The organism is Paenibacillus sp. FSL H7-0918, from assembly GCF_038007025.1.
Classification (GTDB): domain Bacteria; phylum Bacillota; class Bacilli; order Paenibacillales; family Paenibacillaceae; genus Paenibacillus_AQ; species Paenibacillus_AQ odorifer.
Genome location: NZ_JBBOWJ010000003.1, coordinates 12,473 through 36,307, shown reverse-complemented (window position 1 = coordinate 36,307; position 23,835 = coordinate 12,473). Strand labels below are relative to the sequence as shown.

24 protein-coding genes and 1 pseudogene are annotated in these 23,835 nt (G+C 41.9%); 8 read left to right on the top strand and 17 right to left on the bottom strand.

Annotation, left to right across the window (positions count from 1 at the left end; translation table 11 throughout):
- Positions 1 to 133: 133 nt before the first annotated feature.
- The 6 genes from metH to MHI15_RS20015 all read right to left on the bottom strand — a co-directional run bounded on the left by metH (position 134) and on the right by MHI15_RS20015 (position 6,502).
- Positions 134 to 3,511 (bottom strand): methionine synthase, encoded by a 3,378-nt coding sequence (gene metH / locus MHI15_RS20040; RefSeq protein ID WP_370511261.1) that lies wholly within the window; start codon positions 3,509 to 3,511, stop codon positions 134 to 136.
- 179 nt (positions 3,512 to 3,690) lie between these two features.
- Entirely contained in the window at positions 3,691 to 4,116 is a 426-nt protein-coding gene (locus tag MHI15_RS20035; protein ID WP_038571571.1) for a FixH family protein, read from the bottom strand.
- A gap of 262 nt (positions 4,117 to 4,378) precedes the next feature.
- A complete protein-coding gene (locus MHI15_RS20030) occupies positions 4,379 to 5,164 on the bottom strand; it encodes an HAD family hydrolase (RefSeq protein WP_036687714.1) in 786 nt (261 codons plus the stop codon).
- Between the two features lie 34 nt (positions 5,165 to 5,198).
- Positions 5,199 to 5,720: a hypothetical protein gene (locus tag MHI15_RS20025; RefSeq protein ID WP_076128411.1), complete on the bottom strand. Its 522-nt coding sequence runs from the start codon at positions 5,718 to 5,720 to the stop codon at positions 5,199 to 5,201.
- Between the two features lie 49 nt (positions 5,721 to 5,769).
- Entirely contained in the window at positions 5,770 to 5,979 is a 210-nt protein-coding gene (locus MHI15_RS20020; protein WP_036687717.1) for a DUF896 domain-containing protein, read from the bottom strand.
- Positions 5,980 to 6,088: 109 nt separating this feature from the next.
- Positions 6,089 to 6,502 (bottom strand): LysM peptidoglycan-binding domain-containing protein, encoded by a 414-nt coding sequence (locus tag MHI15_RS20015; protein ID WP_076128409.1) that lies wholly within the window; start codon positions 6,500 to 6,502, stop codon positions 6,089 to 6,091.
- 251 nt (positions 6,503 to 6,753) lie between these two features.
- On the opposite strand from MHI15_RS20015, the gene lexA reads away from it, so the two are divergent.
- From lexA to MHI15_RS19995, 4 genes are all read left to right on the top strand, one after another.
- Positions 6,754 to 7,380, top strand: a complete 627-nt coding sequence (gene lexA, locus MHI15_RS20010) for a transcriptional repressor LexA (RefSeq protein WP_036687720.1) — start codon at positions 6,754 to 6,756, stop codon at positions 7,378 to 7,380.
- 178 nt (positions 7,381 to 7,558) lie between these two features.
- Entirely contained in the window at positions 7,559 to 7,897 is a 339-nt protein-coding gene (locus tag MHI15_RS20005; protein WP_076128407.1) for a L,D-transpeptidase, read from the top strand.
- A 150-nt stretch (positions 7,898 to 8,047) separates the two neighbouring features.
- Positions 8,048 to 8,428, top strand: a complete 381-nt coding sequence (locus MHI15_RS20000) for a hypothetical protein (RefSeq protein WP_139329870.1) — start codon at positions 8,048 to 8,050, stop codon at positions 8,426 to 8,428.
- A gap of 222 nt (positions 8,429 to 8,650) precedes the next feature.
- On the top strand, positions 8,651 to 9,229 hold the full coding sequence (locus MHI15_RS19995; RefSeq protein WP_076279303.1) for a hypothetical protein: 579 nt from the start codon (positions 8,651 to 8,653) through the stop codon (positions 9,227 to 9,229).
- Between the two features lie 105 nt (positions 9,230 to 9,334).
- On the opposite strand, the gene MHI15_RS19990 is transcribed toward MHI15_RS19995, so the two are convergent.
- The 4 genes from MHI15_RS19990 to MHI15_RS19975 form a co-directional block, all read right to left on the bottom strand.
- Positions 9,335 to 10,117, bottom strand: a complete 783-nt coding sequence (locus tag MHI15_RS19990; protein WP_076308341.1) for an MBL fold metallo-hydrolase — start codon at positions 10,115 to 10,117, stop codon at positions 9,335 to 9,337.
- Positions 10,118 to 10,609 (bottom strand): cupin domain-containing protein, encoded by a 492-nt coding sequence (locus MHI15_RS19985; protein WP_076184439.1) that lies wholly within the window; start codon positions 10,607 to 10,609, stop codon positions 10,118 to 10,120.
- Between the two features lie 32 nt (positions 10,610 to 10,641).
- Entirely contained in the window at positions 10,642 to 10,845 is a 204-nt protein-coding gene (locus MHI15_RS19980; protein WP_076184440.1) for a DUF5316 domain-containing protein, read from the bottom strand.
- A 426-nt stretch (positions 10,846 to 11,271) separates the two neighbouring features.
- Positions 11,272 to 11,961: a hypothetical protein gene (locus MHI15_RS19975; protein WP_341164763.1), complete on the bottom strand. Its 690-nt coding sequence runs from the start codon at positions 11,959 to 11,961 to the stop codon at positions 11,272 to 11,274.
- Between the two features lie 581 nt (positions 11,962 to 12,542).
- Between MHI15_RS19975 and MHI15_RS19970 the strand changes: the two genes are divergently transcribed.
- Both MHI15_RS19970 and MHI15_RS19965 read left to right on the top strand, forming a co-directional pair.
- The gene (locus MHI15_RS19970) at positions 12,543 to 13,019 is read left to right on the top strand and encodes a ferritin-like domain-containing protein (protein WP_339187305.1); all 477 of its coding nucleotides are present in this window, start codon (positions 12,543 to 12,545) and stop codon (positions 13,017 to 13,019) included.
- 1,699 nt (positions 13,020 to 14,718) lie between these two features.
- Entirely contained in the window at positions 14,719 to 14,970 is a 252-nt protein-coding gene (locus MHI15_RS19965; protein WP_341164762.1) for a hypothetical protein, read from the top strand.
- Positions 14,971 to 15,049: 79 nt separating this feature from the next.
- On the opposite strand, the gene MHI15_RS19960 is transcribed toward MHI15_RS19965, so the two are convergent.
- A complete protein-coding gene (locus MHI15_RS19960) occupies positions 15,050 to 15,832 on the bottom strand; it encodes an SDR family oxidoreductase (protein WP_339187308.1) in 783 nt (260 codons plus the stop codon).
- Positions 15,833 to 16,118: 286 nt separating this feature from the next.
- Positions 16,119 to 16,886, bottom strand: a complete 768-nt coding sequence (locus MHI15_RS19955) for a nucleotidyltransferase domain-containing protein (protein ID WP_341164761.1) — start codon at positions 16,884 to 16,886, stop codon at positions 16,119 to 16,121.
- Positions 16,887 to 17,072: 186 nt separating this feature from the next.
- On the opposite strand from MHI15_RS19955, the pseudogene MHI15_RS19950 reads away from it, so the two are divergent.
- Together MHI15_RS19950 and MHI15_RS19945 are read left to right on the top strand one after the other, a co-directional pair.
- Positions 17,073 to 17,252, top strand: a pseudogene (locus MHI15_RS19950) (YHYH domain-containing protein); the annotation flags it as partial.
- Between the two features lie 200 nt (positions 17,253 to 17,452).
- Positions 17,453 to 17,710 (top strand): tyrosine-type recombinase/integrase, encoded by a 258-nt coding sequence (locus tag MHI15_RS19945; protein WP_254847683.1) that lies wholly within the window; start codon positions 17,453 to 17,455, stop codon positions 17,708 to 17,710.
- A gap of 119 nt (positions 17,711 to 17,829) precedes the next feature.
- Here the strand turns inward: MHI15_RS19945 and glnA are convergent, their stop codons facing one another.
- The 5 genes from glnA to MHI15_RS19920 all read right to left on the bottom strand — a co-directional run bounded on the left by glnA (position 17,830) and on the right by MHI15_RS19920 (position 23,591).
- Positions 17,830 to 19,158, bottom strand: coding sequence for a type I glutamate--ammonia ligase (glnA, locus tag MHI15_RS19940; protein WP_036687730.1), 1,329 nt, complete (start codon positions 19,156 to 19,158; stop codon positions 17,830 to 17,832).
- A 33-nt stretch (positions 19,159 to 19,191) separates the two neighbouring features.
- Complete coding sequence (locus MHI15_RS19935) at positions 19,192 to 19,602, bottom strand: MerR family transcriptional regulator (RefSeq protein ID WP_019910684.1); 411 nt, start codon at positions 19,600 to 19,602, stop codon at positions 19,192 to 19,194.
- A gap of 62 nt (positions 19,603 to 19,664) precedes the next feature.
- Entirely contained in the window at positions 19,665 to 20,939 is a 1,275-nt protein-coding gene (locus MHI15_RS19930) for a methionine gamma-lyase family protein (RefSeq protein ID WP_036687732.1), read from the bottom strand.
- A 133-nt stretch (positions 20,940 to 21,072) separates the two neighbouring features.
- Complete coding sequence (hflX, locus tag MHI15_RS19925; protein WP_076128387.1) at positions 21,073 to 22,362, bottom strand: GTPase HflX; 1,290 nt, start codon at positions 22,360 to 22,362, stop codon at positions 21,073 to 21,075.
- 254 nt (positions 22,363 to 22,616) lie between these two features.
- Positions 22,617 to 23,591: an AAA family ATPase gene (locus tag MHI15_RS19920; RefSeq protein WP_340010358.1), complete on the bottom strand. Its 975-nt coding sequence runs from the start codon at positions 23,589 to 23,591 to the stop codon at positions 22,617 to 22,619.
- Between the last annotated feature and the right edge of the window lie 244 nt (positions 23,592 to 23,835).

Here is a 23,835-nt window from a genome sequence, read left to right as displayed (position 1 = left end):
CCCTTCTGCTTATTGGCTCAACCATCTCTTTTCAATTCTAAACGACCTTCTTCCAGCAAAAAACCCCCCAGTTACGGGAGGTTCCGCTGAAAGGGATACAATCCCCTACAGACCTGGTATATAAATGAAAGAATTACAGCTTCTCTACATTAAAATACTGCGCTTCTGGATGGGCAAATACCATAGCCGAAACGGAAGCTTCGGGCTCCATCATAAAGCCTTCTGTAAGGTGAACACCGATATCCTCCGGAGATAACAACTTAAACAGTGGACCTTGATCTTCTAAATCCGGGCATGCAGGATAACCAAATGAAACACGGATTCCTTGGTATCTTGCCCCATGTCTTTGCTTCATCGTCATATCCGCCGGATCCGGGAAACCCCAAGTATCGCGCATCATATGATGGACGCGTTCCGCCAGTCCTTCTGCCACTTCAAGTGCAACCGACTGCAAGGCGTGTGAACGCAGATAATCTCCGCTTTCTTTCAGCTGAGTAGACAATTCACGTACACCGTGACCTGCTGTTACAACTAGGAATCCAACATAGTCCATAATACCACTGTCAACAGGTTTCAAAAAGTCCGCCAAGCACAGATGAGGCTCTACCCCTTGTCTCGGGAAAGTAAAGGTATGCAGGATCTCGGACGTATTCTGTGGATTATACACTATAATATCATTCCCTTGCGATTGTGCAGGGAAGAATTGATACATAGCATGTGGAGTAATGGTACCCTCTAGCATCGCTTGATGGAGAATATCGTCTACGGTACCCTTCAGTTCAACAGTCCGCTGATCTCCAGCAGCTAATTGGGCTTCTACAGAACCCCGTAACCCCAAATGATGACCCAGCAGCATTTGCATATTCACATAGGGGATAATATGCCCCAATGGATAGTTACGCAGTACGTGGCGTTCTAAATCCGGTGGAACAAATACAGGTGCATCTGGAGATATTTTGGAACGCACTGCTCTGGTTAGTTTCGGCAGTTCTTGCTTAGGCGCCACCGCAACCGCTGCTTCTGCCTCCACACGAATTTCCTCGGCAATCTTCTCCCGTTCTTCAGGGTTCATAAGCCGATTGGCAATATCCAGCCCGTCCATAGCGTCCTTAGCATACAATACTAGACCGTCATATTCTGGACGAATACGGGTCTTCGTAAATTTACGGGTCAAAGCTGCGCCGCCGACCATAATCGGAACATCGATCCCTGCTGTACGTAAATCCTGAGCGGTGAGGACCATCTGCTGAGCAGATTTCACAAGCAGCCCGGACAATCCTATCGCATCAGCTTTTTCTCGACGGAAGGCTTCGATAATGGTCTCTGGTGGTACTTTTATACCCAAATTAATGATCTGATAACCATTATTAGAGAGGATGATCTCCACTAGATTCTTACCAATATCATGCACGTCCCCTTTTACGGTTGCCAGCATAATTTTCCCTTTAACCGCTGTCTCATCCTTCTGCATAAACTGCTCTAGATGATTGACAGATGCCTTCATCACTTCAGCGCTTTGCAGCACCTCAGCAACGATCAATTCATTATTATTAAATAACCGGCCGACTTCCGACATCCCTGCCATCAGCGGTCCATTGATGATCTCCAGCGGACCAGATTTAGTCAATGCTTCATTAAGGTCAGGAATGAGTCCTTCCTTCGTACCTTCAACCACATAGGAAGCTAAACGTTCTTCAAGTGACAGGTTGGAAATCTTCTCTTTTTTCTCTACTTTTTTACCACGGAAAGCAGCTACAAAAGCAGAAAGCGTCTCATCATTCGTATTATAAATCAGTTCCTCAGCAAGATGACGTTCTTCAGCAGGAATGGAAGCATACCGCTCCACTTTTTCTGTATTTACGATCGCATAATCTAATCCAGCTTTTGTACATTCATAAAGGAATACGGAGTTCAACACTTCACGACCCGCTTCCGGCAATCCAAAGGAGACGTTGCTAATGCCCAAGATCGTATGAACGCCTGGAAGTGCTTCCTTGATCAAACGAATGCCGTCAATCGTTTCTTTTGCTGAACCGATATATTGTTCATCTCCGGTTCCTACAGGGAACACCAACGTGTCAAAAATAAGATCTTCTCCTGCTAAACCGTACTTATTCACTAGCAAGTCATAGGAGCGTTTAGCCACTTCCAGTTTATCTGTCGCCTTAATGGCTTGTCCCGTCTCATCGATGGTACCCACAACAATAGCTGCACCATATTTATGAATGATCGGCGTCACCAGCTCGAATTTCTCTTCACCATCTTCAAGGTTAATGGAGTTAATTATCGCCTTACCTTGACAGTACTGCAAAGCCAAATCGATAACCTTAGGATCGGTAGTATCGATCATCAGGGGTACTTTAACCTTTTTCACAACCAGTTCTAAGAAAAGCTTAATATCTTCAATCTCATCACGGTCAGGGTCTTGTACACACACGTCAATAACCTGTGCCCCACTCTTCACCTGAGCACGGGCAATTTCTGAGGCTTCCTCATATTTACCTTCGACGATAAGACGTTTAAATTTACGAGAGCCAAGTACATTCGTACGTTCACCAACCATGTATGGACGGTTGTCGTTCTCAATATAGATAGGCTCGATGCCTGAAAGTGCAGGCGGATGATTACCTGTCAGCGGGCGTGGAGGATATTCAGAAAGTGCTTCCTTCATCGCACGGATATGCTCTGGTGTCGTTCCACAGCACCCCCCCGCAATGTTCAGCCAGCCTTTTTCGGCAAAGGCTGCAATCTTGCGAGCTAAAGAATCTGGAGATTCATGATAATGTCCGTTCTCATCCGGCAATCCTGCGTTTGGATAACAGCTCACGGCTGCGGAGGAGATCTCCGAAAGCGAACGAATGTGATCCCGCATGAACTCAGGACCAGTCGCACAGTTGAGGCCCATAGAGATAGGCTTCAGATGTTCTAATGAGATATAAAATGCTTCAATATTCTGACCCGCCAATGTAGTACCCATTGGTTCAATTGTTCCGGAAATCATAACCGGCAACGTGATGCCAGTCTTTTCAAAAGCATTACGAATACCAATACTTCCAGCTTTAACGTTAAGTGTATCTTGAGAGGTCTCCAGCAGCAAAACATCTACTTTACCGTCGATCAATGCCACTGCTTGTTCCTCATAGCTATCAACTAACTCTTGGAAAGTAACGCCTCCAGTTACTGAGAGCGTTTTTGTTGTTGGACCCATAGCCCCCACGACGTATCGCGGACGGTCAGGTGTGTCATATTTGTCTACTGCTCTGCGAGCCAACTCTGCTGCCGCTAGATTGATCTCACGTGCCCGCTGAGGAATATCATATTCAGCTAGCACAACAGAGGTTGCACCAAATGTGTTAGTCTCAATGAGATCAGCCCCTGCTTCGAGGTACTGCTCATGAATCGTCTGAATGACTTCTGGACGTGTTAATACCAGCATTTCATTACAGCCGTCCAGCTCATCGCCTCCAAAATCTTCTCCAGTAAGAGGCACCTGTTGGATCATCGTGCCCATTGCGCCATCAAGGATCAAAATCCTTTGTTGTAAGCTTTCCTCAAGTGTATATTTAGCCAACTAATAGTCCCCCCAGTAAAACATTAGAGTAAGTTTAGCAGAATAAAGGGATTTCGAAAAGCCTTCCTTTCCACTCTGCTTTATCTGTTATTGCTCAGTAACCTTTGCGAACCTTTGAATCATGGTTTCACAGACAGCTCTTTGCTAGGCATAGAGTGCTGTGTCCGGGCTGTCACATGTGAAGTGACATTATATTGTCCTTCCTTTTCAAGGGTCCCTTCTGCTTGATAGACTCCTTTACCAATTAGCTTTCCCTTAAGCTCTATTTTCTGTCCCTCATCATTTTTATTCACAATTTCGAACAGAACCTCTTTTGCATCATCTACTGCCTCGTTATCTTGGGTCACCACAGCTTCAAAGGTTACCTTTTGATTTACAACAACTTCTTCAGGACTCCATTGTAGTTCGACTTTGATAGGTTCCATAGACATGTTCATATTCATGTTATGTATTTCTGAATGCTTGGTTCCATTTGAAGAACATCCACCTAGTACTAGAAGTGTTGCACCTAATAATACAGCGACTAATTTCTTCGATCTCATCATTTGGAGCCCTCCCAATCATTATCGAATAATAAAAATCTACCAATTCATGTTATACATCTCCATCTATTATACACATTATTATTGGTTTTTCAGTATTTTGCATCAATTCCGCATTAGTCTTGTGACTTAAATCATTTACTTAAAAATCTAATGAAATCCTTATGTTAGTATGTATGTACAGAAAAGCAGCGAGTTTCTTAGGATCTCAGAAACTCGCTGCTTTTATAAAGTCTTTATATTGGAGCTAATAGCTCTGTATATCTTACAAGGATTGAACTAGTGGAAGAAGTTCCTCAAGGTGATTGATTTCATGATCCGGATGAATATCAAGACTAGGTGCTCTACCTTTTCTATTAATCCAGACCGTGGTCAACCCTGCTGCCAGCCCCCCACGGATATCCGTTGTCAGCTTATCGCCGACCATAACCGCTTGCTCAGGCGTTACATCAAGAAGCTCTAAAGCATGCAGGAAAATTTCCTTATCCGGTTTGCCTTTACCAAAGCTTCCGGAAATCACAATATGATCAAAGAAAGGAATTAACTCGGGCACACCATCTAGTTTCTCTTGTTGCAGTGCAGGACAGCCGTTCGTAAGTAGCAGAAGCTTCACTTGACCCCGTAACTGCTCCAGTACATGCATTGTTTCTTCATAGATGTATGGACGTTTTCTGCGCTCTGCTGCGAATTTAGTTGCCAAGGTCTCAGCTAGTGCTTCGTCTTCCACCCCTAACGCTGCAAGTCCGCGACGCCAAGACTCTTTACGATATACCGGTGCAAGCTGCTCCAATTGACGGAATTCTGGCTGTTCACCTGCCGTAAAGTTAGCCCAGAGTGCTTCATATGGATTAATTCCGATCATCTTTGTAAATGGGAACGTCTCATAAGATTCATATAAGCTACTTGCTTCCTTACGAACTGCAACTTCTAGTTCTTGTGGATCGATCGTATCCCCGGCGGCTTCACAAGCAGAACGAAATGCTTCTTCGACGCTCCGATCATCCCACAGCAATGTATCATCAAGGTCAAATAGTACAGCAGAAATTGGCATTACAGGTCTCCCTCTCCCTTTAACTGGTCTAGTTCTATTCGTGAACTACTTCAATGTTGTGAGCTTTAGCAAATGCTTCTAATCGTGTACTCATCGCATTAGTATCATAGCGATTCATAAGTTTTGTGAAAATCCATTTCGTACGTTTCCCTTTATGCTTAATGACTACAGCTCCACGCGAAAGGGTGATTTTCTCAATATCTGCAGCTGGAAGTCCGCGTTCGCGATTGAATTTAATAGTGGACAGTCTTGCTTTTTCCACCTTCAAGTACGGACGACGGAAGAACAATAGCGCTGCCAGCAAATAGTACAGTACTACTCCCAGCCAATTAGCCAGCATGCCATTACCTTTGGCCTGATCAATAGAACCAACTACCCAAAACATAGTGCCAAGTATCACTAACACTACCGGAAATGCAATGTTGCGACCTTTAAAGACTTCGGCATTCTGGGTAGGAGATTTAGAGGCATAAATCGTATCCTTGCCTTGCTTCTTTCTTTGCTTGTTGATTTGCTGTGTGTTGCGTTGAACCATTCTTTCCCAAGAACGGGCCATGTGCGTTCCCCCTAGTCATCCTGAAATATCTATGAAAAGGAACAGCGAGCTAATGTTTAAGCCCCTTGTTACCTTGTTCATGCTCATCGTTATCTACCACTTCAATAGTATTTAATTGTGCTCGGAAGTTATTGCGGATATTCCCCAGGTAAATTTCACGAAGCTTGGCGCGTTCCGCCACTTCCTCTTGATTAAGGCCTACGCTCTTCTGTTTGCGTGCCAATTCGTTAATTCGCGCGACCAACTCATCAATATTCAATACTTTCCCTCCCCCTATAAATTAATTCTAACTCTGCCATGAGAAAAAGAGCTTGTCAAGGTCTACTCCCTGCAAGCTCTACTGGTCATTCTATTATGTTCTCAGAAAATTAATAAATAGGTAAAGTAAGTATGTCTCCAGCGTTAATTTGACTACTCTTAATCCCACTTGAACGTTTAATTCCTTCTATATAAACAACTGTCTTCATATCAGCTGGTTTATTCTTAAGGGCAATACTCCATAGTGTATCTCCACGTTCAACCACAATCCGCTTCTCTTCCTTCATTATAGTCGTCGATCCTGCAAATACATTTCCCACTACTGTTAGGCCAGATAATACTAGCACGAAAATCAATATTAACTTAATAAAGAAATCTTGACGGAACAACGAAATCATCCCTCCAAGCAAACGTTCCGTTATCTCTTTCACCTTAGCGGAATTACGGGCAACGTCATTATGTCCTATAGATTCAACCACTGGGGCCTTATCGTAGATGCTGCGGTATGTACTGTATTTTAGCATAATCATCATCCTCCAAACACTTGTTCTTACTTTCGAATTTATAATAACACGAACATGTGTTTTGTTCAATACTATTTCAGAACAATTGTTCTCTTTTATTCGAGAGACTCAAGCGGTTCATTTTATTATCATTTGTCTACCATTTTTTAACTCTAGCAGATTAATATTTATAATAGTTAGAACTTATGTTTGTGCGAACGGTAGTTCTATGTTATAATTTTCCCAAACATTACTATATGGGGTTGATTCCAATGTCAAAGATTTCAAGTCGCCAGCTGGCGATCCTGGAATTTATACGAAGCGAAGTCCGCAGCAAGGGTTATCCACCTTCCGTCCGGGAAATTGGAGAAGCTGTTGGCCTTGCTTCCAGCTCCACAGTTCACGGTCATTTGGACCGGCTTGAGAAGAAGGGACTTATTCGTCGAGATCCAACGAAGCCACGTGCAATAGAATTACTAGGCCAAGAGGATTCAGAGAATGTTCACCAATTCGCGCAGACCATCTCACGGATTCCTGTCGTAGGTAAAGTTACCGCCGGGGTACCTATCACTGCTACAGAGAATATCGAAGACTACTTCCCACTTCCTACTCACTATGTAGGTGACAACAAAGTATTTATGCTGTCTGTCATGGGTGATAGTATGGTGGACGCAGGCATTATGAATGGTGACTATGTGATTGTTCGCCAACAACAAACAGCGGACAACGGAGATATCGTTGTAGCCATGACCGAAGAAGATGAAGCAACCGTTAAGACCTTTTACAAGGAACGTGATCATATACGGCTTCAGCCGGAGAATCCAGCTTATGAGCCGCTTCGCCTTAATCGCGTAACTATTCTCGGAAGAGTCATCGGATTGTTTCGAGATATCCACTAAGTATGCACTTCTAACATAAAAGGCTGGTCCGCATATGCGGAACAGCCTTTTTTCTACGTTTTTTTGCTTTTCCAACCACTTACGAACATTTGTTCCCAATGGCTAAAATGGCCATTTTCTATGAATAACCCTTTAGGCGTTCTGCTCATATCCTAATTAGAAAGGAGTGTTGCGTATAATGCCCAACTACCGAATTATTGTAGATCTGACCCAACGAATGTTATATCTTCTGGACAATGATATTGTGATTAGAGGTTTCCCTGTCGGCATCGGTAAGATGTTAACCCAATCCCCAGTGGGTGAATTCACTATTATTAACAAACAACCCGACCCAGGGGGTCCCTTCGGTGTGTTTTGGATGGGACTGTCTAAACCACACTACGGAATTCATGGAAACAATGACCCTTCCTCCATTGGGAAAGAGGTGTCCCACGGCTGCATCCGGATGTACAACGAGGATGTGTTAGCACTCGCTGCTATTGTCCCTATAGGCACACGAGTAACGATAAGAAATTAAATTCGAATGGAGGCTCGGCAACCCCCAAATCACATTAAAAAATGGGGGTCATTACATAAGTAAGTATTTTTTCATTAGCATACTAGGAGTTTGGTGATTATATGTCGAATATTGTTAACAGGATTGCAAATTGAAAAGGATGTGTTTAGTTTGAATAATTCAAAAATTAGAACCCTCGTCGATTTTAAAGTCGATGCACTGGGTAAGCTGTCCGGTTTACTTTTAAATGATGAACAAGCTAGTGGAAAAAAAGTGAATTTGCTCACCTCTTTTGGCAGCATTCAGGGAATCGTCTCTCCAACCGTCTCCAACAAAGAGGATGTATTTGATTTAAAATCTTTGATGGATGATGTAATTGTAGACGAATACATATCTTATTTGGGAGCAGAACACCCTGATAAAAATTTCAGCTATAACTTTGTTGTCCTCAATGACGTTACTGTAAGACCTTATGCTAGTTATGGGACTCCGATCGAATACAAACAGCTGATTGTTTATACCGATCATATCACTGCCTTCAATTTTCTATAGGTTTACATAATCACCTTAAAAAGCACTCTTGCAGCAACCCCAAATTTTGCATCATTTGCAGAATCGGAAGGTTTCTCTGGGTGCTTTTTTTGGGTTAATCGTGAAGTCGATCCTATAATTCCACGAATTTCCCTTTTAAAAGATACTAGTGGAGATCATTCAGGCATATCTTTCAATAAGCAACAATTTGAGTCTAATGAGATAACTAGGAGGTGTGATTATATGCTGATTATCTTGATGTACTTATTTGCTATTTTAGGAGTTGTTTTAATTCTAAGTGCCGCCATTATAAAATTGAAAACGCTATCTGCTTCATCTGAAATTTCTATGCTAGTTAATGCGACCTCATCTTTTAACATCAGCTTCACCAAAACATTCATTCCCCCCAATCAATCTCACTTGATCGCACTTAACGAGCCTAATAAAAAATTGGCAATCGGTACCAAAAATCCGAAGAGTAACAAAAAAGCAGTAGCAAAGCTATACTCTTTTGATAATGTAATGGGATCCGAGATTGTGGTTAACGCACTCACCCTTTCAAAAGTCTCCAAAAGACATCAAAACAGCAAAACTACTGCAACAAGTGCAGATATTAACGTCCTTAAGGAAGCTGATGAAGAAGCTAATGTGATTGAAGAGCTTACGCTTAAAATATATATGAACAGCAAAGAAACGCCTGTGTATTGTATCTCCTTCTTGCCGGGTTTATTGCCTATTCGACAATCCGACAACCAGTACAAGGAAGCTTTCTCCCAAGTACAGCAATTGCATGCACTGTTCAGGTCAATCGTCTCTGAATAATTAAGTTGCTTTTTGCGCAATAAGATGTGTGAATTATTTTTCGCAAAAACCTTTGATGTAGACACCATATCGCCATACCCTCATTTGTTTTCGACATAGAAAAATCTAAAGTTGCACACTAAACCCATCAAACTGGTGAATGCCCGTACCATGTGCTACTACCTTTTGCTCACGTAACTCACGAACTGCCTTTTTGACCTCTTGTAAAATAGATGGATCTAAACCCAGTGTATTATGAGAACCGAATACTTGGGTAACTCCTGGAATTTCCGTAATCTTTTCTAAGGATGCCACTAAATCAACCGGACTAGTCGAAGGGTAAAAGGCATAGATTGGCGTAACGTCATACAATAAATCACCTGTAAACAGATATCCGTTGGCATGATCAAAAAGGCTGATATGACCTGGCGAATGACCTGGTGTGTGGTAAATTTCTATTTTGCGCCCGCCTATGTCGAGCACATCCCCTTCTTGTAAAAGAGCTGTTGGTTTCCCTTGAAAAGGTATGTAGGTGTTAGGATCAAAGGTTTCAGGAACAGGAAGGGTGATGTCCCGGCTCATATCTTTTCGAATCTGGGCAAGGGACAAGCCTTTTATTCCGTTAATCAGCCAATCCTCATCCGCTTTATGAACATAGATTGTCTCGAATTGCCCATGACTGCCAATATGATCTGCATGCACATGCGTAGTTATGACAGCGATAGGTAAATCCGTTAACTGGTCCGTTATTCTTTTTATATTATCAATACCTAATCCCGTATCAATTAACGCGGCTTGTTTTTGCCCCAAGAGTAAAAAAGAATGCACCTTTTCCCAATGTCCATATTCACTGATTGCATAGGTGGTCGGATCAATTTCAGTTACTGTAAACCAACGATCTTTAATCAATTACACTCCCCCATTCCATTTTTCCCTTACATGCTCTTCTCCCTTACAATAATCCGCCTGTTCATCTGCTTGATAGATTTCTTGATAGGGCAAAATGTTGATTTTGCCTGAGTCTGGATATTCGCAAACATCTATTCCCTGATTCGTTCGGAGATCCAGATACCTGCATGGTGCATCGGAATGATTATAAAGCTGGTGCGCCCCTTCCGGTCCCATTTCAAAAAATATTACATCCCCTTCAGTAACCTCCGTAAAACCCTCGGGTGTTCTTAACATCGCTTTTCCCGCTAAAATCACAAATATTTCTTCAGCATTTCTATGAAAATGATAAGGAAAAGAATATTTATCAGGATCTAAAGATCTGATATCAAAAACTAAATGCTTGGAGCCCACCATTTCAGCTAACCTTTCACTCGTATGCCAAGCAAACTCTGGGATCGGGGACTGTTTTTGTGTAAAAGAGACCGTATTTTCATTAAAAATCTTCACCATCTGCAACACTCCTCCTTATGTTGTGCGTTCATTTACAACAAATAAAGAATCCCAGCTACAGCTAATGAAATAAGACCACCTAAAGCGGACCAATTCGCTACTTTGTTTTTAGCTTTACGGTCTTGCTTAGATTCCGAATAAAAGTTACCTCTTTGTTGTGTACCTGTCGTGAAGGCTCCAACACATATACCTGAAATTATAAAGAAGCCCAATCCTATGTAAATAAAAATTTGCATGAACTTACTCCTTCCCAGGAAAGAATTAGTAATCTATATATAAGATATTTTAACATTAAATCCCTCTACTACGTGCCATGACTTTCGGACCCAGATGACGCTATTTGCTAATTTTGAGCCTTTGAAGCATGGTTTCGGACTCCAGTGACGTTATTCCTAAGGATGAGGCTCATATTGAGTGTTTTTAATGCTAATAGCGACTATGGAGTCCTTTAGTATCCCAAATGTGGGGTAAAGCTTCGTATAAGGTCTGCTGGATCCTATAGCAGGCTCATACGCGAAATTTGCAACCTCAGCAAACGAAAATTGGCGTTCGAATGAAGTAAGGTACCAAAAAGAAGAAGAAGTGTGCCAACAACCATTTTTTTGATTATGGTTATGGCACACCCCTTCTACTCCGCACAACTCCTTCGGCTCTGATCACACTTAATTCCTTTCAAGTTCAAGTGTTGCCAGTGAAACCATCACCCAAGGTGCAAACTTATTCGACGAATCCCCCTTAGGATTGTGTATCCGAAAAAGAAAAGCTTCCCCCGCCTGATTCTTCCAGACCATATAATCTTCTATCCCTTTATCACCGGTTGCCTGCAGATATAGTTCAGCAAAACCTAGAGGATGTTCAATTAGTTCCCCGCTATGGTCGTTGGCTTTGCCAATTGCAGAAAGCTCGGTTTGTCCCTGCTGCTTCAAAGCTGTGAGATCGTAATCGGCAGGTAAGTGTTTAATTTCGGCATAATAGGTTGGATCCTCAGTTAATGATAAACGACCAGACTGTGAGTCTAGTGTGAAATCCTGAAAAACATATAGGGAATATCCATCACCTTGCTCAAGTGTACCTTCTTGCCCTGAGACCCCTCCCTCCTGTTCACCAAATGCTTTGGTCTTTGGCCGATCGGATACTAGAGGATCAGTGGCCTCCGGACTGGCGGACTCCTGCACCTCCATAGAAGGAGTAGCAGAAGGTTCAGGAGTGCTTGTAGCTTCAACAACTGGCATTGTCGCTGCATTTGATGCTGTAGGTTTTGCCTCGTCTGTTGTTTTATTGTTACTACATGCACCGAGAATTGAGGAAGACAGAAGAATACTAGTAACTGTAGTTAGTAATATTTTTTTCATTACGCACCTCCTTATTACTATATTAGTTATTACCCACATGAGTGACGTGTCCTCTTATTCTTCAAACCTTTTCTTCATTTTTATTGCTACGGATTGAAAAATTTCAAACAATCGACTCGTTCTTATTAACAGCTATGGAGTTGTGCTCGAAATTCAAATTGTTCCCGGACGATTCGGGCACCTACTATCTTAATTAATGCCACCAGATTCCATAAAGTGACCCATGAGATCTTAGTTCTTCTCGGTTTCATAAGGTTAATTGGACTGAGCAAGAGCAAGGTAGACGACACATCAATTAAGTAAAACAAATTCCACAAAACACTTTACTTAACACATTTTCAGAAAAAAATTAAATAGCGACTCACAGCAATAAGGAAAACCAATTGTGCGCAAACGTCGATAAGGTATCTTTCACCTGCTCGTTTTGCTGAGCAATTTACTAGAAAATCTATTTCTTACCGTCCACTTTTTTGACTTTGGTCTAATTAAGAAAAAGTAAGAAGTGAGATCATACTCATACAATCAGTTAGCGAGCATATGATTGTTGATAGAATACTTATAAATTATTGGAGGTTTTGCTAATGTATATGGTGTATCCTTATTGGTTCAGATCTCAATTTGCCCCCATTTGGGCAACTTCAACTCAAGAGGCTCTTGAATTAATGAGGACTTCAGTCCAAGGTGAACGAAATGACGAACTTTTTTATGACCAACTCATTCAACTTGCTCCGAATAAAGAACAAGCTGAAGTTATTACTTCTATTCGGAATGATGAACGTGGGCATAATCTTATGTTTCGACAAATGTACAGAGAATTGACAGGACATGAAGTGACAGGAGTTAGCGACGAAGTCCCTGAACAAGTTAATTCGTATAACAATGGTTTGCAAAAAGCCTTTCAAGGTGAATTGTCAGCGGTTGAAAAATATCGAAAGATATGGTTCGGTCTTCCGTATGGCGTTTATAAGGATACTTTATATGGCATTATTCTCGATGAGCAAAAGCATGCAGCGAAGTATAATAATTTATTGATACTAAATTCAGCTGCAAATCAGTAGTCATTGTATCGACTGCCCTTCAGAAATCACAACTTTACTTTCTTAATATTAAGAGTGTCCCCTCTGCCTTCTCTCGAGTGCAAATGTAAGTCTTATCTTGTACCTGTGTCATGACGGCGCCTTCCCTAACACGTTGAACTCATCCACATTCTCGATCCAATCAAATGTCCCGCCCACGATGTGTGTGAAAGATGCGTCAGCTCTATCCATACCACCATTTTTCCCCGCATTTCTTTCTGATACTTCGTATATGATCGAACGTTTACTTTCCAACTGTCGAACTATGGTCTGCAGCACAATTCCTCAAAAACCATATTCTTTGCCCTCATCCTAATAATCCACTTTTCGCTATACAGCTAAGCTAGATGGTGTTAAGCCTTCTGGCTTTTTTACATTTTAGTCAAGAACGAATTCAAAGGTAACGCATGCTTTGGATTCGCCTTTGAATTGATTATCGATAACGAAACATACGAGTGAAATTTATCAAAAGTTGCCGAGCTCGCAATTCAAAAACTCAATCATTTGACTGAGTCATAGCATTCTCCATTATAAGAGGCTAAGAAGTTTCACCTGTCGCGAAAATGGCTTGTCCCAAGTTGGAGAGCATTCTTATAGTCCAATTCATAAAATCGTTTAGCCAGCTTATTACCCCTTTCAAGCTTTGGAATAACACGTTTAGGTCATGGTAGCATAAGAATCACAGCGCACATACACACATATTTCAAAGAAAATAAATGAAAGCAGTATGGAGAAATTTGAAGCTCATATGAGAAGTATCCTCGAATGATCACTACATTTTTTGGGGGCATTACGGGGGCGTCCATAAACCTCTACAATATCTCCTATTCTTACCCCCACACACAAAAAAAAACTCAACACCAAAGGCGTAGAGGGTTTAAAGGTTCTAGTAAAGCGTCATATATTGGTTTCTTTCCCACTCGTGAACCGAGTCCGGTTTACAGTTTGCCCTTTTTATATTGGTCTGAATAGTACCTAATTCCGTTAAAATAAAGGGTTCTCTGAGAAAACGATTACGGATTTCATTGTCTTCCTTCTATTATTTGTGAGCATTTTGTGGGCGTTTATGTGTGCAGGAAATATAGCCCAATTTTCAATCAGAAGAGGTACTACAAATGCAATTGAAGATTTCAATCTAGGGAATAGAATCCAGAATATCGCTATCTTAAAAGTGGCTTGAAAATCGTATTGGGAGAATCATCGCCGTTAAAATTAACTTTAGATATCGGATAACCATCGCTAATTGGCTTCGTTCCGGAATCATTGGTGGATGTATCATAGGATCCATTGCCTCCGTGAGGGAAGAAATTTAATGTATGAACAAAAACCCTGCTACCATCATGGTCAGCAAGGTTTTATTATGACGCTTACTCGTAGAGTTGATTACAGATAAAACAAAATTTTTTGAGCAATAAAAGAGCAGTTCAGGTTATCCCTGTGATGACTCTTCTACATGGTACAACTCCTAACAGCAGCAATACAATGTTACACAGCTTATCTACTACTAAAGGACAAGAAAAAAGGAACCATAAAACGTCGCCCGCGCGGCAAACGAAAATAGTTTCCCGGAGACGCCACTGATGCTACCGATACAACGACAGAACCATTACTCAAATGACAGGGCTGCTTACTTTGGAATGTCCCAGAGAACTTTTGAAGAACAAGGAGCACCCCCTAAATTATGAGATGGGAAGATTTAAAGCCGGGACAGTCCGTGCATATCTGTGACAATCACGATAGCGGATTTGGTGGAAGGTGCGGAAGTATTGTAGCTATTGGTACTTTTATTGGTATCAGCGAACGTATAGGTGCGTTGATTGACATATATGAACCGTTACTAATAATTATTGAACCAGAAGCCCTCGAAGATCTCGACTTCGAATCACTGCCACCAGGATGGGCTGAATTTGATATAAGACACATCAAATTATAATGCCTCGTCAGCATTATCACTGACGAGGCGATTTTCACAATCGTATTAGCTAGGTGTCTCATTGAGCTATCGTTCTCCGTTAGTTGAATCCACCCGTGGAATGTAAAACTTGGCCGGTAATCCACTCCCCATCATCGGTGGCTAAGAATGCAACCAGACGAGCTGCATCCTTAGGCAATCCTACTCTACCTGTTACAAATTGCTTAGATAACTGCTGTCGTAGGTCAGGAGTCATCCAGCCGGTGTCTGTGGGTCCAGGATTTATCGCATTTACGGTGATGCCTTTCGGACCCACCTCTGCTGCAAAAGTTCGTGTGAAAGCATCTATTGCCCCTTTCGTTGTGGCATACGAGATTTCACCAGCCATGGGGCCTAGTGATTGGCCCGATGTCATATTAATAACTCGACCACCTGCCGATTGCGTAAACCGTCTAGCGAATTCCACACTAAGCATAGTTACCGCCCTAACATTAATTGCGTAGTGTGCATCCAAAGACTCTGGGGTAATCGTGGTTAAGTCATCGTTAACCGAATAACAAGCATTGTTAACAAGAATGGAAGGTTCTCCTAGCTTCTGCTCAACGTTATTTAATAAATCCACAAAGCTTTCAGGTGCAGAAAGATCCATCATTAGGTGTTCGCAACGAACGCCCATGGAACGTATTTCCTCACAAAGTTGCTTTTGCTCCTCGTTATTGCTACCCCAGGGCATCTGTTGATCGTAACTACCCCAGTGTGTAAAAAATACATCAGCGCCTAGATAGGCCAACTCTTTGCACACTGCAGCACCGATTCCTGTGCTGCGACTTGCACCTGTTACTATTGCGATTCGACCTGTTAATCTGCCAAGTGTAGTATTCATGGGTCTTTTCTCTCCTTTTTATTTTGAAGTCGCATTAAACTGCGGTGACTATTGTGCAAATCTGCCCGTTACTTCAATGAAAACAGCAGGCTACCGTAGCGCCTGCTCATTAATGTGTATTATTCAACTAAAGTTCCCGTTAGCTCAATAGTCTTATGTTTTAATTAGAGTCGCTGCTTATAGTTGTGAGGCTTGCCGAACACCTAACGCAGTGACGTCCCGACGGGCTTAGGGGGCTGGATGTGGTCACTCGCTTCTCAGAGTGACCCGGAGTGTTAATATGGTGTTAGCCGAAGGAAGTTCTGGAAGCAGCCATTGTATTTAAGGCGTTCTCAAAATAGCTATATACTTCATCTGCAATTCCCAGAAACTCTTCAACAAGTACATTACTATCCAAGTAACAAGCATACAGATAATCAACTAAAGCGGAGTCAATCTTACAATAGTTTAATATGGCATTCTTCATCTTAATAATGTCATCTTGCCATACACCTGTATCTTCTAAAACCAAAGAGTATAATGCACGAATTAATCTCTTAGAGTAACCTTTAATATATCTAATTTTCATTGTGTTATCACTAGCATTAGAAAGTAAACTATGTATACGATCTACTTCCTCCTTGGTCTCTGTATTTAAGTCTAAAATGAACTCTGGAGAAATAATTATCGGTGGTACTTTTTCACCAACGTCATGACCATATATGCAAACACAAATTATCTTTACCCAAAAACCCCACTCATTTGGTTTACTTAATACATCGTCAATCGAGCAAATTATCGTATCAATCTTAGTTACTATTGGATATTCTTCCAAAAGCCTGTCTTTAATATTTGACAATCTTTCGTAATCAATATCTTTGGGATTTACACATACAATAGTAAAGTCTGCATCTGACTTAAAAGGTTTAGCAGTTCCTTTTGGAATCGAGCCACACATATAAATGCTATGAATCTTACCTTTGAATTCGGTAAGTATATTATCTATATACTTATCAACAAAATCCTTATATTCACTTTGTATTTCAATTCTATTTATAACTTTTTCTAATATCATATAGACTCCTCCTAAACTAAGAACTTCTTTCGGCTAACGCCTTTTTGCGAACTTCGTAAATTCGTCATGACTTAAGTTATTCGCGAAATCATTCAACTATCCTGCCCCGTTAGCTTAATAAGGGATAAGTGAAAATGTATTCTGATAGACTACTCCAAGAATCAAACATTGGGGTATTTATTTTTTATGAAAAGAATTATTGTTCCAATCTTCATGTCACTTTTCTTATTATTGATGCCTGTACTTGCTGAGGCACATCCAGGACGCACAGATGCAAATGGGGGTCATTATTGCCGCACAAATTGCGCAAAGTGGGGACTGGAAAACGGAGAATACCATTACCACAACGGTGGAGGTTCAGATTCTAAACCGGCTGCCACATTTGTAAGACGTTAGATTTTTCAGCTGAGGATGAAGCAACTCTATTCGGAGATACAAAAATGTTTAATTCGCAACGAACGATAAAAATTAGTCAATCTATCATTAGCGATCTAAAGCAACACATTAAATATCAGAACCAAAATAAATTAGCTTAGAAGGGTTCCTATAGAGATGATGGAAACTTCATGCCAAAGTCTTCTTTATTCAATTCCTTTTCGAGAATTTTGAAACGGATCGGTCTTCCACCCATGCCGATTCACTCACTAAGACACACTCATGCAGTGCTACTACTAGAAGCAGGCAATGATATGAAGTATGTTCAGGAGCGACTCGGACACGGAAATATTACAATTACATCTGATGTCTATTCTCACATTTCCAAGAAGATTGAAGAAAGTAGTATGGAAAAGTACGAAGCCCACATGAGATCTATCCTCGAATAGCACCCACTATTTATTTGTGGGCATTTTGTGGGCACCGTCATTATAGGGGTCCCCTACTACTCCCACGCCCACACACAAAAAAAACCCTCAACACCAAAGGTGTCAAGGGTTTAAAGGTTCTAGTAAAGTGTCATGTATTGGTTTCTTTCCCACTCATGAACTTGTGTACGATAGATATCCCATTCGATTTCTTTCAGTTCGTAGAAGTGAGCCAGCGCATGTTCGCCGAGAGCTTCGGTAATTACATGGCTGCGGATCATTTCGCTTAGCGCTTCTTTCAAATCGGATGGCAAGCTTGGGATGCCTTCTTCAATACGCTCTTCCTCAGACATCACATAGATGTTACGGTCAATTGGAGCTGGAAGATCAAGCTTACGCTTAATTCCGTCTAGCCCTGCTTTCAACATAACAGCAAGTGCGAGGTATGGGTTAGCTGCCGGGTCCGGGTTACGAACTTCAACACGTGTGCTAAGCCCTCTCGAAGCTGGGATACGAATCATCGGGCTACGGTTACTTGCAGACCAAGCTACGTAACAAGGTGCTTCATAACCAGGAACAAGGCGTTTGTAAGAGTTCACTGTTGGGTTAGTAATCGCTGCAAAAGCACGAGCATGCTTCAAAATACCAGCCATATAATAACGTGCAGTTTTGCTCAGACCTAGCTTGTCACTTTCATCGTAGAACATGTTTTCTTTGCCATTAAACAAGGATTGGTGAGCGTGCATACCAGATCCGTTAATACCAAACAATGGTTTAGGCATAAAAGTTGCATGCAAGCCATGTTGACGGGCAACCGTCTTCACAACGAGCTTAAAGGTTTGAATTTGGTCAGCAGAAGTGATCGCGTCTGCATATTTGAAATCAATTTCATGCTGGCCGGAAGCCACTTCATGGTGGGAAGCTTCGATTTCAAAGCCCATTTCTTCAAGGGTCAATACGATTTCACGACGGCAGTTTTCCCCTAAGTCTGTAGGAGCTAAGTCGAAATAACCACCTTGGTCATTCAATTCTGTAGTTGGGTTACCTCTTTCGTCTGTTTTGAACAAGAAGAATTCAGGTTCAGGTCCAACATTCATCGCTGTAAAGCCCATTTCTTCGGCTTCCTTCAGACAACGCTTCAGGATACCACGTGGGTCTCCAGCAAATGGAGTACCATCCGGCATATACACGTCACAAATCAGACGTGCAACACGGCTATCAGTCACCCAAGGGAAGATTACCCAAGTATCAAGGTCTGGGAAGAGATACATATCGGATTCTTCAATCCGTACATAACCTTCGATGGAGGAACCATCAAACATCATTTTGTTGTCGAGTGCTTTTTCCAATTGGCTAACCGGAATCTCTACATTCTTGATAGTACCTAACAGATCTGTAAATTGCAGACGAATGAAACGAACATTCTCTTCCTTGGCAATGCGTAAAATATCCTCTTTAGAAAAGCTCACGTGATCCTCTCCCTTTCAAAACTCTGTATATTATTATTTATTAAAAAACCGGGATAACTCACCTTGAATAAGCGATACCTGTCCCGGTCTTTTACCGGAAACTAGTTCTTGCTTCAGCAAACGGTGAAGCTGCGAATCTGATAGCTCTCTACGTCTAACCTCTGTGTCAGGGGTAATCACAGTAGCTTCTTCGGATTCCTTCGAGACTGGGTTCATTACTTGCTTGATGCCAGCAATGTTAACACCCTTTTCAATCAAGGCCTTAATTTCTAATAGGCGCTCAACATCATTAAAAGAGAACAAACGTTGATTCCCAGAGGTACGTGCAGGTACGATTAGACTATGCTGTTCATAATAACGAATTTGTCTTGCAGATAAATCAGTTAACTTCATTACAATTCCAATAGGAAATAATGCCATATTTCTGCGGATTTCATCACCCATGACTCATCCAACCTTCCAATGATCTTTTTCTGATCTCATTGTACATTTCCTAATACAGCGTGTCAATGGTGTGTAAGATTTTCTGACAGTAATTTTCGATCACGCATACTTTGGAGTGCCATCAAAACGCCATATTTGACATGGGAGTAGGTTAATCCCCCTTGCATATAGCCAATATAAGGCGCACGGATAGGCGCATCTGCCGATAACTCTAAGCTACCACCTTGTATAAACGTACCTGCCGCCATGATGACAGGATGTTCATATCCCGGCATATCCCATGGTTCTGGAACTACATGGCTGTCTACCGCCGCAGCACGTTGAATTCCCTGCACGAAGGCAATCAAGTGATCCGGTCCATCAAAGGAAACCGCCTGAATCAAATCTGTACGAGGTTCATTCCACGCTGGTTTCGTCTCAAACCCGCAGCGCTGAAATACAGCTGCCGCAAAAATACTGCCTTTAAGGGCTTGTCCAACTGTATGCGGAGCCATGAATAGGCCTTGGTATAACCCGCGGGTAGTTCCTAACATTGCGCCTACCTCGCCACCGATACCAGGAGCTGTAAGACGGTACGCTGTAAGCTCTACTAGATCTCTGCGCCCACAGATGTATCCACCCGTCTCAGCAATTCCACCACCAGGATTTTTAATTAATGAACCCGCTACTAGATCCACACCAACCTGTGGAGGCTCAAGCTCTTCAGTAAACTCACCATAGCAATTATCAACGAACACAATAACATCCGGTTTCAATGACTTCACTCTCGCTGTCATGTCACCTATTTCGGCTACTGTGAAGGAAGCACGCCAATCATAACCACGCGATCTTTGGATTCCAATTACTTTAGTTTTCTCATTGATAGAGAGAGTTACCTCTTCCCAATCAATCTTACCCTCTGCTGTAAGGGCAACTTCCCGATATGTAATTCCGAAGTCTGCGAGTGAGCCTGTCCCATCTCCTGCTTGGCCAATCACCTTGTGTAAGGTATCGTACGGACGACCTGTGATGTATAAAAGCTCGTCTCCTGGTCGCAGCACACCAAAGAGGGCTGTTGAAATGGTATGTGTTCCTGAAGCAAAATGCGGGCGCACCAAAGCTGATTCCGCACCAAAAACGTCAGCATAGACAAGATCCAGCACTTCGCGTCCACGGTCGTTGTAAGCATACCCCGTTGAACCCGCAAAATGATAATCACTGACCTGATGACGTTGAAACGCTTCAATAACCTTCCATTGATTCTTATCGACAATTCGATCAAGAGCTTTGACTGCACCTTCGATTTCAACTTCTGCGGACTCTGCCGCTCCTAAAATATCTTCTGCAAAAACTGCCATTAGTTCTTATTCGCTCCTTACATTTACTTGCCATCATAATGACAGAAAGCGACAGTTGCCTGACGCTTTCTGTCATTAGCTATTATTTTATACCTATACAACAAGCATTTCCACTTTAGGGGAACAAAGAAGATTACGGCTGGTCCACAAAATCAGCAAGCATGTAACCCCATTTATCATAATCCTCTTTATTAAGACGGACGTTATAGATAACATCGTTCTCATCATAGGTGGTTTCCAGAACCTCACCTACTCTGTAAAGCAGGGAAGAAATATCGCCTCGGTCTCCAGGAATGCGAAAATTCAGCGTATCTCCAGCCAACTCATCAGAGATAATTTCAATAATCCGGGTTAAATCCTCCGGGTTAAACGCACTGATTTTCAAAAACCCTGTGCCTGTTGGCAGCATTTCCAGTTGCTCAGGCTCACATAGATCGATTTTATTAAAAAGTACTATTTGCGGTTTGCTAGCTGCCCCTAAGTCCTGCAAAATAGTTTGCACAATCTCCATCTGCTCCTCACGCATTGGAGATGAGGCATCCACTACATGCAACACCAGATTGGCCTCATTGACTTCCTCCAGCGTTGCGCGGAAAGATGCTACAAGATCATGCGGAAGATTCTGAATGAAGCCTACAGTATCCGTAAGCACTACCTCTTTGCCACCCGTTAGTTGAAGCACACGTGAAGTAGGGTCAAGCGTAGCAAACAATTGATTCTCAATATAAACATCCGCATCCGTAAGCTGCTTAAGCAGCGTCGATTTACCAGCATTCGTGTAGCCGACTAGAGCAACCTGCACTGCCCCTGCCTTACGGCGGCGTTCACGGTGCAATTCACGGGTTTTAACTACCTCATCCAACTGGCGTTTCAACTCCGTAATCCGACCGCGAATATGACGGCGATCGGTCTCAAGCTTACTTTCACCTGGCCCTCTGGTTCCTATACCCCCGCCTAATCTGGATAAGTTTTTGCCTTGACCGGATAACCGCGGCAAAAGATAGGACAGCTGTGCCAGCTCTACTTGAATAATACCCTCTCGTGTTTTGGCCCGCCCAGCAAAAATATCCAAAATGAGCTGCGTCCGATCAATAATCTTCAGATCCAGAGACTCTTCAAGGTTCCGTACCTGCGCTCCAGATAATTCCTGATCAAAAATAGCCGTATTAGCTCCAAGACCATCAGCGGCCATGCGGAGCTCTTCTACCTTACCTTTCCCGATAAACCATTTCGAATCCGGTGTTTCCTTATTCTGACGCAACACATCCAGGACTTCAACACCTGCTGTTTCTGCTAATTGTACTAATTCCTGCAGAGAAAGCTCTGGGTCAATACCGGTACGTTTAATTTTATCTGTGACGAGAGTGACCAATATCGCCCGATCTTGAATATCCGTTTCTGTATCATGCGTAGTTATTGCCATTTATTCATGCTCCTTATGACGGTAATAGAATCTTTGTGTACCATTTAATCAGTTTTTCACTTCTTGCTGATGTTATACAGATGAACCTGTTCATTCACAGCGCTTCAAAACATTTTATCATAAGTTTCATTGGTAATATAGGCTGATAATGGAACGGCTCACCATTCTGTCCGCATTTTCATTATGATAATCTTCAATCTTTTATAAAAGATAAACCGACTAAGCACGTATAAACTTAGCCGGTGTCAATTTATTTAAGAAATTATACTCTCCCCTTTTGAATAATCATCGACCGTAAGAACAAGGTCTCTCGGTAAGATCTCCATCAAAGATTGTTTAGATATTTTGACATGCCTGCTTATTAATCTAACCGCTTGATGGCGGATTGCCTGTTCGAGGATATTGCGTACATACCGGGCATTACTAAAGTTTTCTTCAATAATTTTCTCATTAAGGATTAACTCTTTTAGTTTCCCGTTTGTTTCTGGAGTAATTATATAGTCTCTTTCAGCAGCCATTTTATGTGCAATCAATATCAGTTCATCTGTTGTGTAGTCCTGAAAATCGAGTTGAATTGGAAATCGTGAGGGAAGCCCGGTATTAGCCTCCATGAACATCTCCATTTCATTTGGATAACCCGCTAAGATAATGATGAGATCATCATTCCTGTCCTCCATAACCTTTACAAGACAGTCGATTGCCTCTTTTCCAAAATCCTTATCTCCGCCTCTAGCCAAGCTATAAGCCTCGTCAATGAATAATACGCCACCCATAGCCTTCTTAACAAGGTCTCTGGTCTTTTGAGCTGTATGCCCTATGTATTCCCCCACTAAATCCGCTCTCTCTACTTCGATTAATTGACCTTTACTTAATATGCCCATATTCTTTAACAGCTTGGCAACGATTCTTGCTACAGTTGTCTTTCCAGTCCCGGGGTTGCCTTTAAACAACATATGATAAACCTGATTAACTACATTTAACCCCAGTTCTTGTCTCATTTTTTCCACTTGGATAAGCGCATGAATTTCATATATGAGATCCTTCACCTTTTCAAGACCGATAAGCTCATGAAGCTCTTGCAGGATTTCTTTTGTAGATTCTAAATGATTATTTTGAGCCAGCGCGCTCTCCAATGTTTCATTCGTAATATTTGTTGGGTCTTGATTTTTGAAAGTTATATTCATTCTGGAATCATTAATGGTTATCTTTCTTAAATTTTCTTCACCCATTGTAATCACCTCGTTAGAGCATTATATGCAATAACTGAATGACATCATGCACTTGTTTTAAAGAATGGGGTTTCGACATTGGATTCCCTGCTATCTCTCGCATCTTCTACGATGGTACACGAGGATAGAATGACCGAAATGCATAAAAGTCATAAGCAGACATTTATTTTTTTATCATTTCACAACCCCATTATTTTTGATCTACAAATAACAAATAGCCCCCATTTAGAGTTTAGTCCATTTG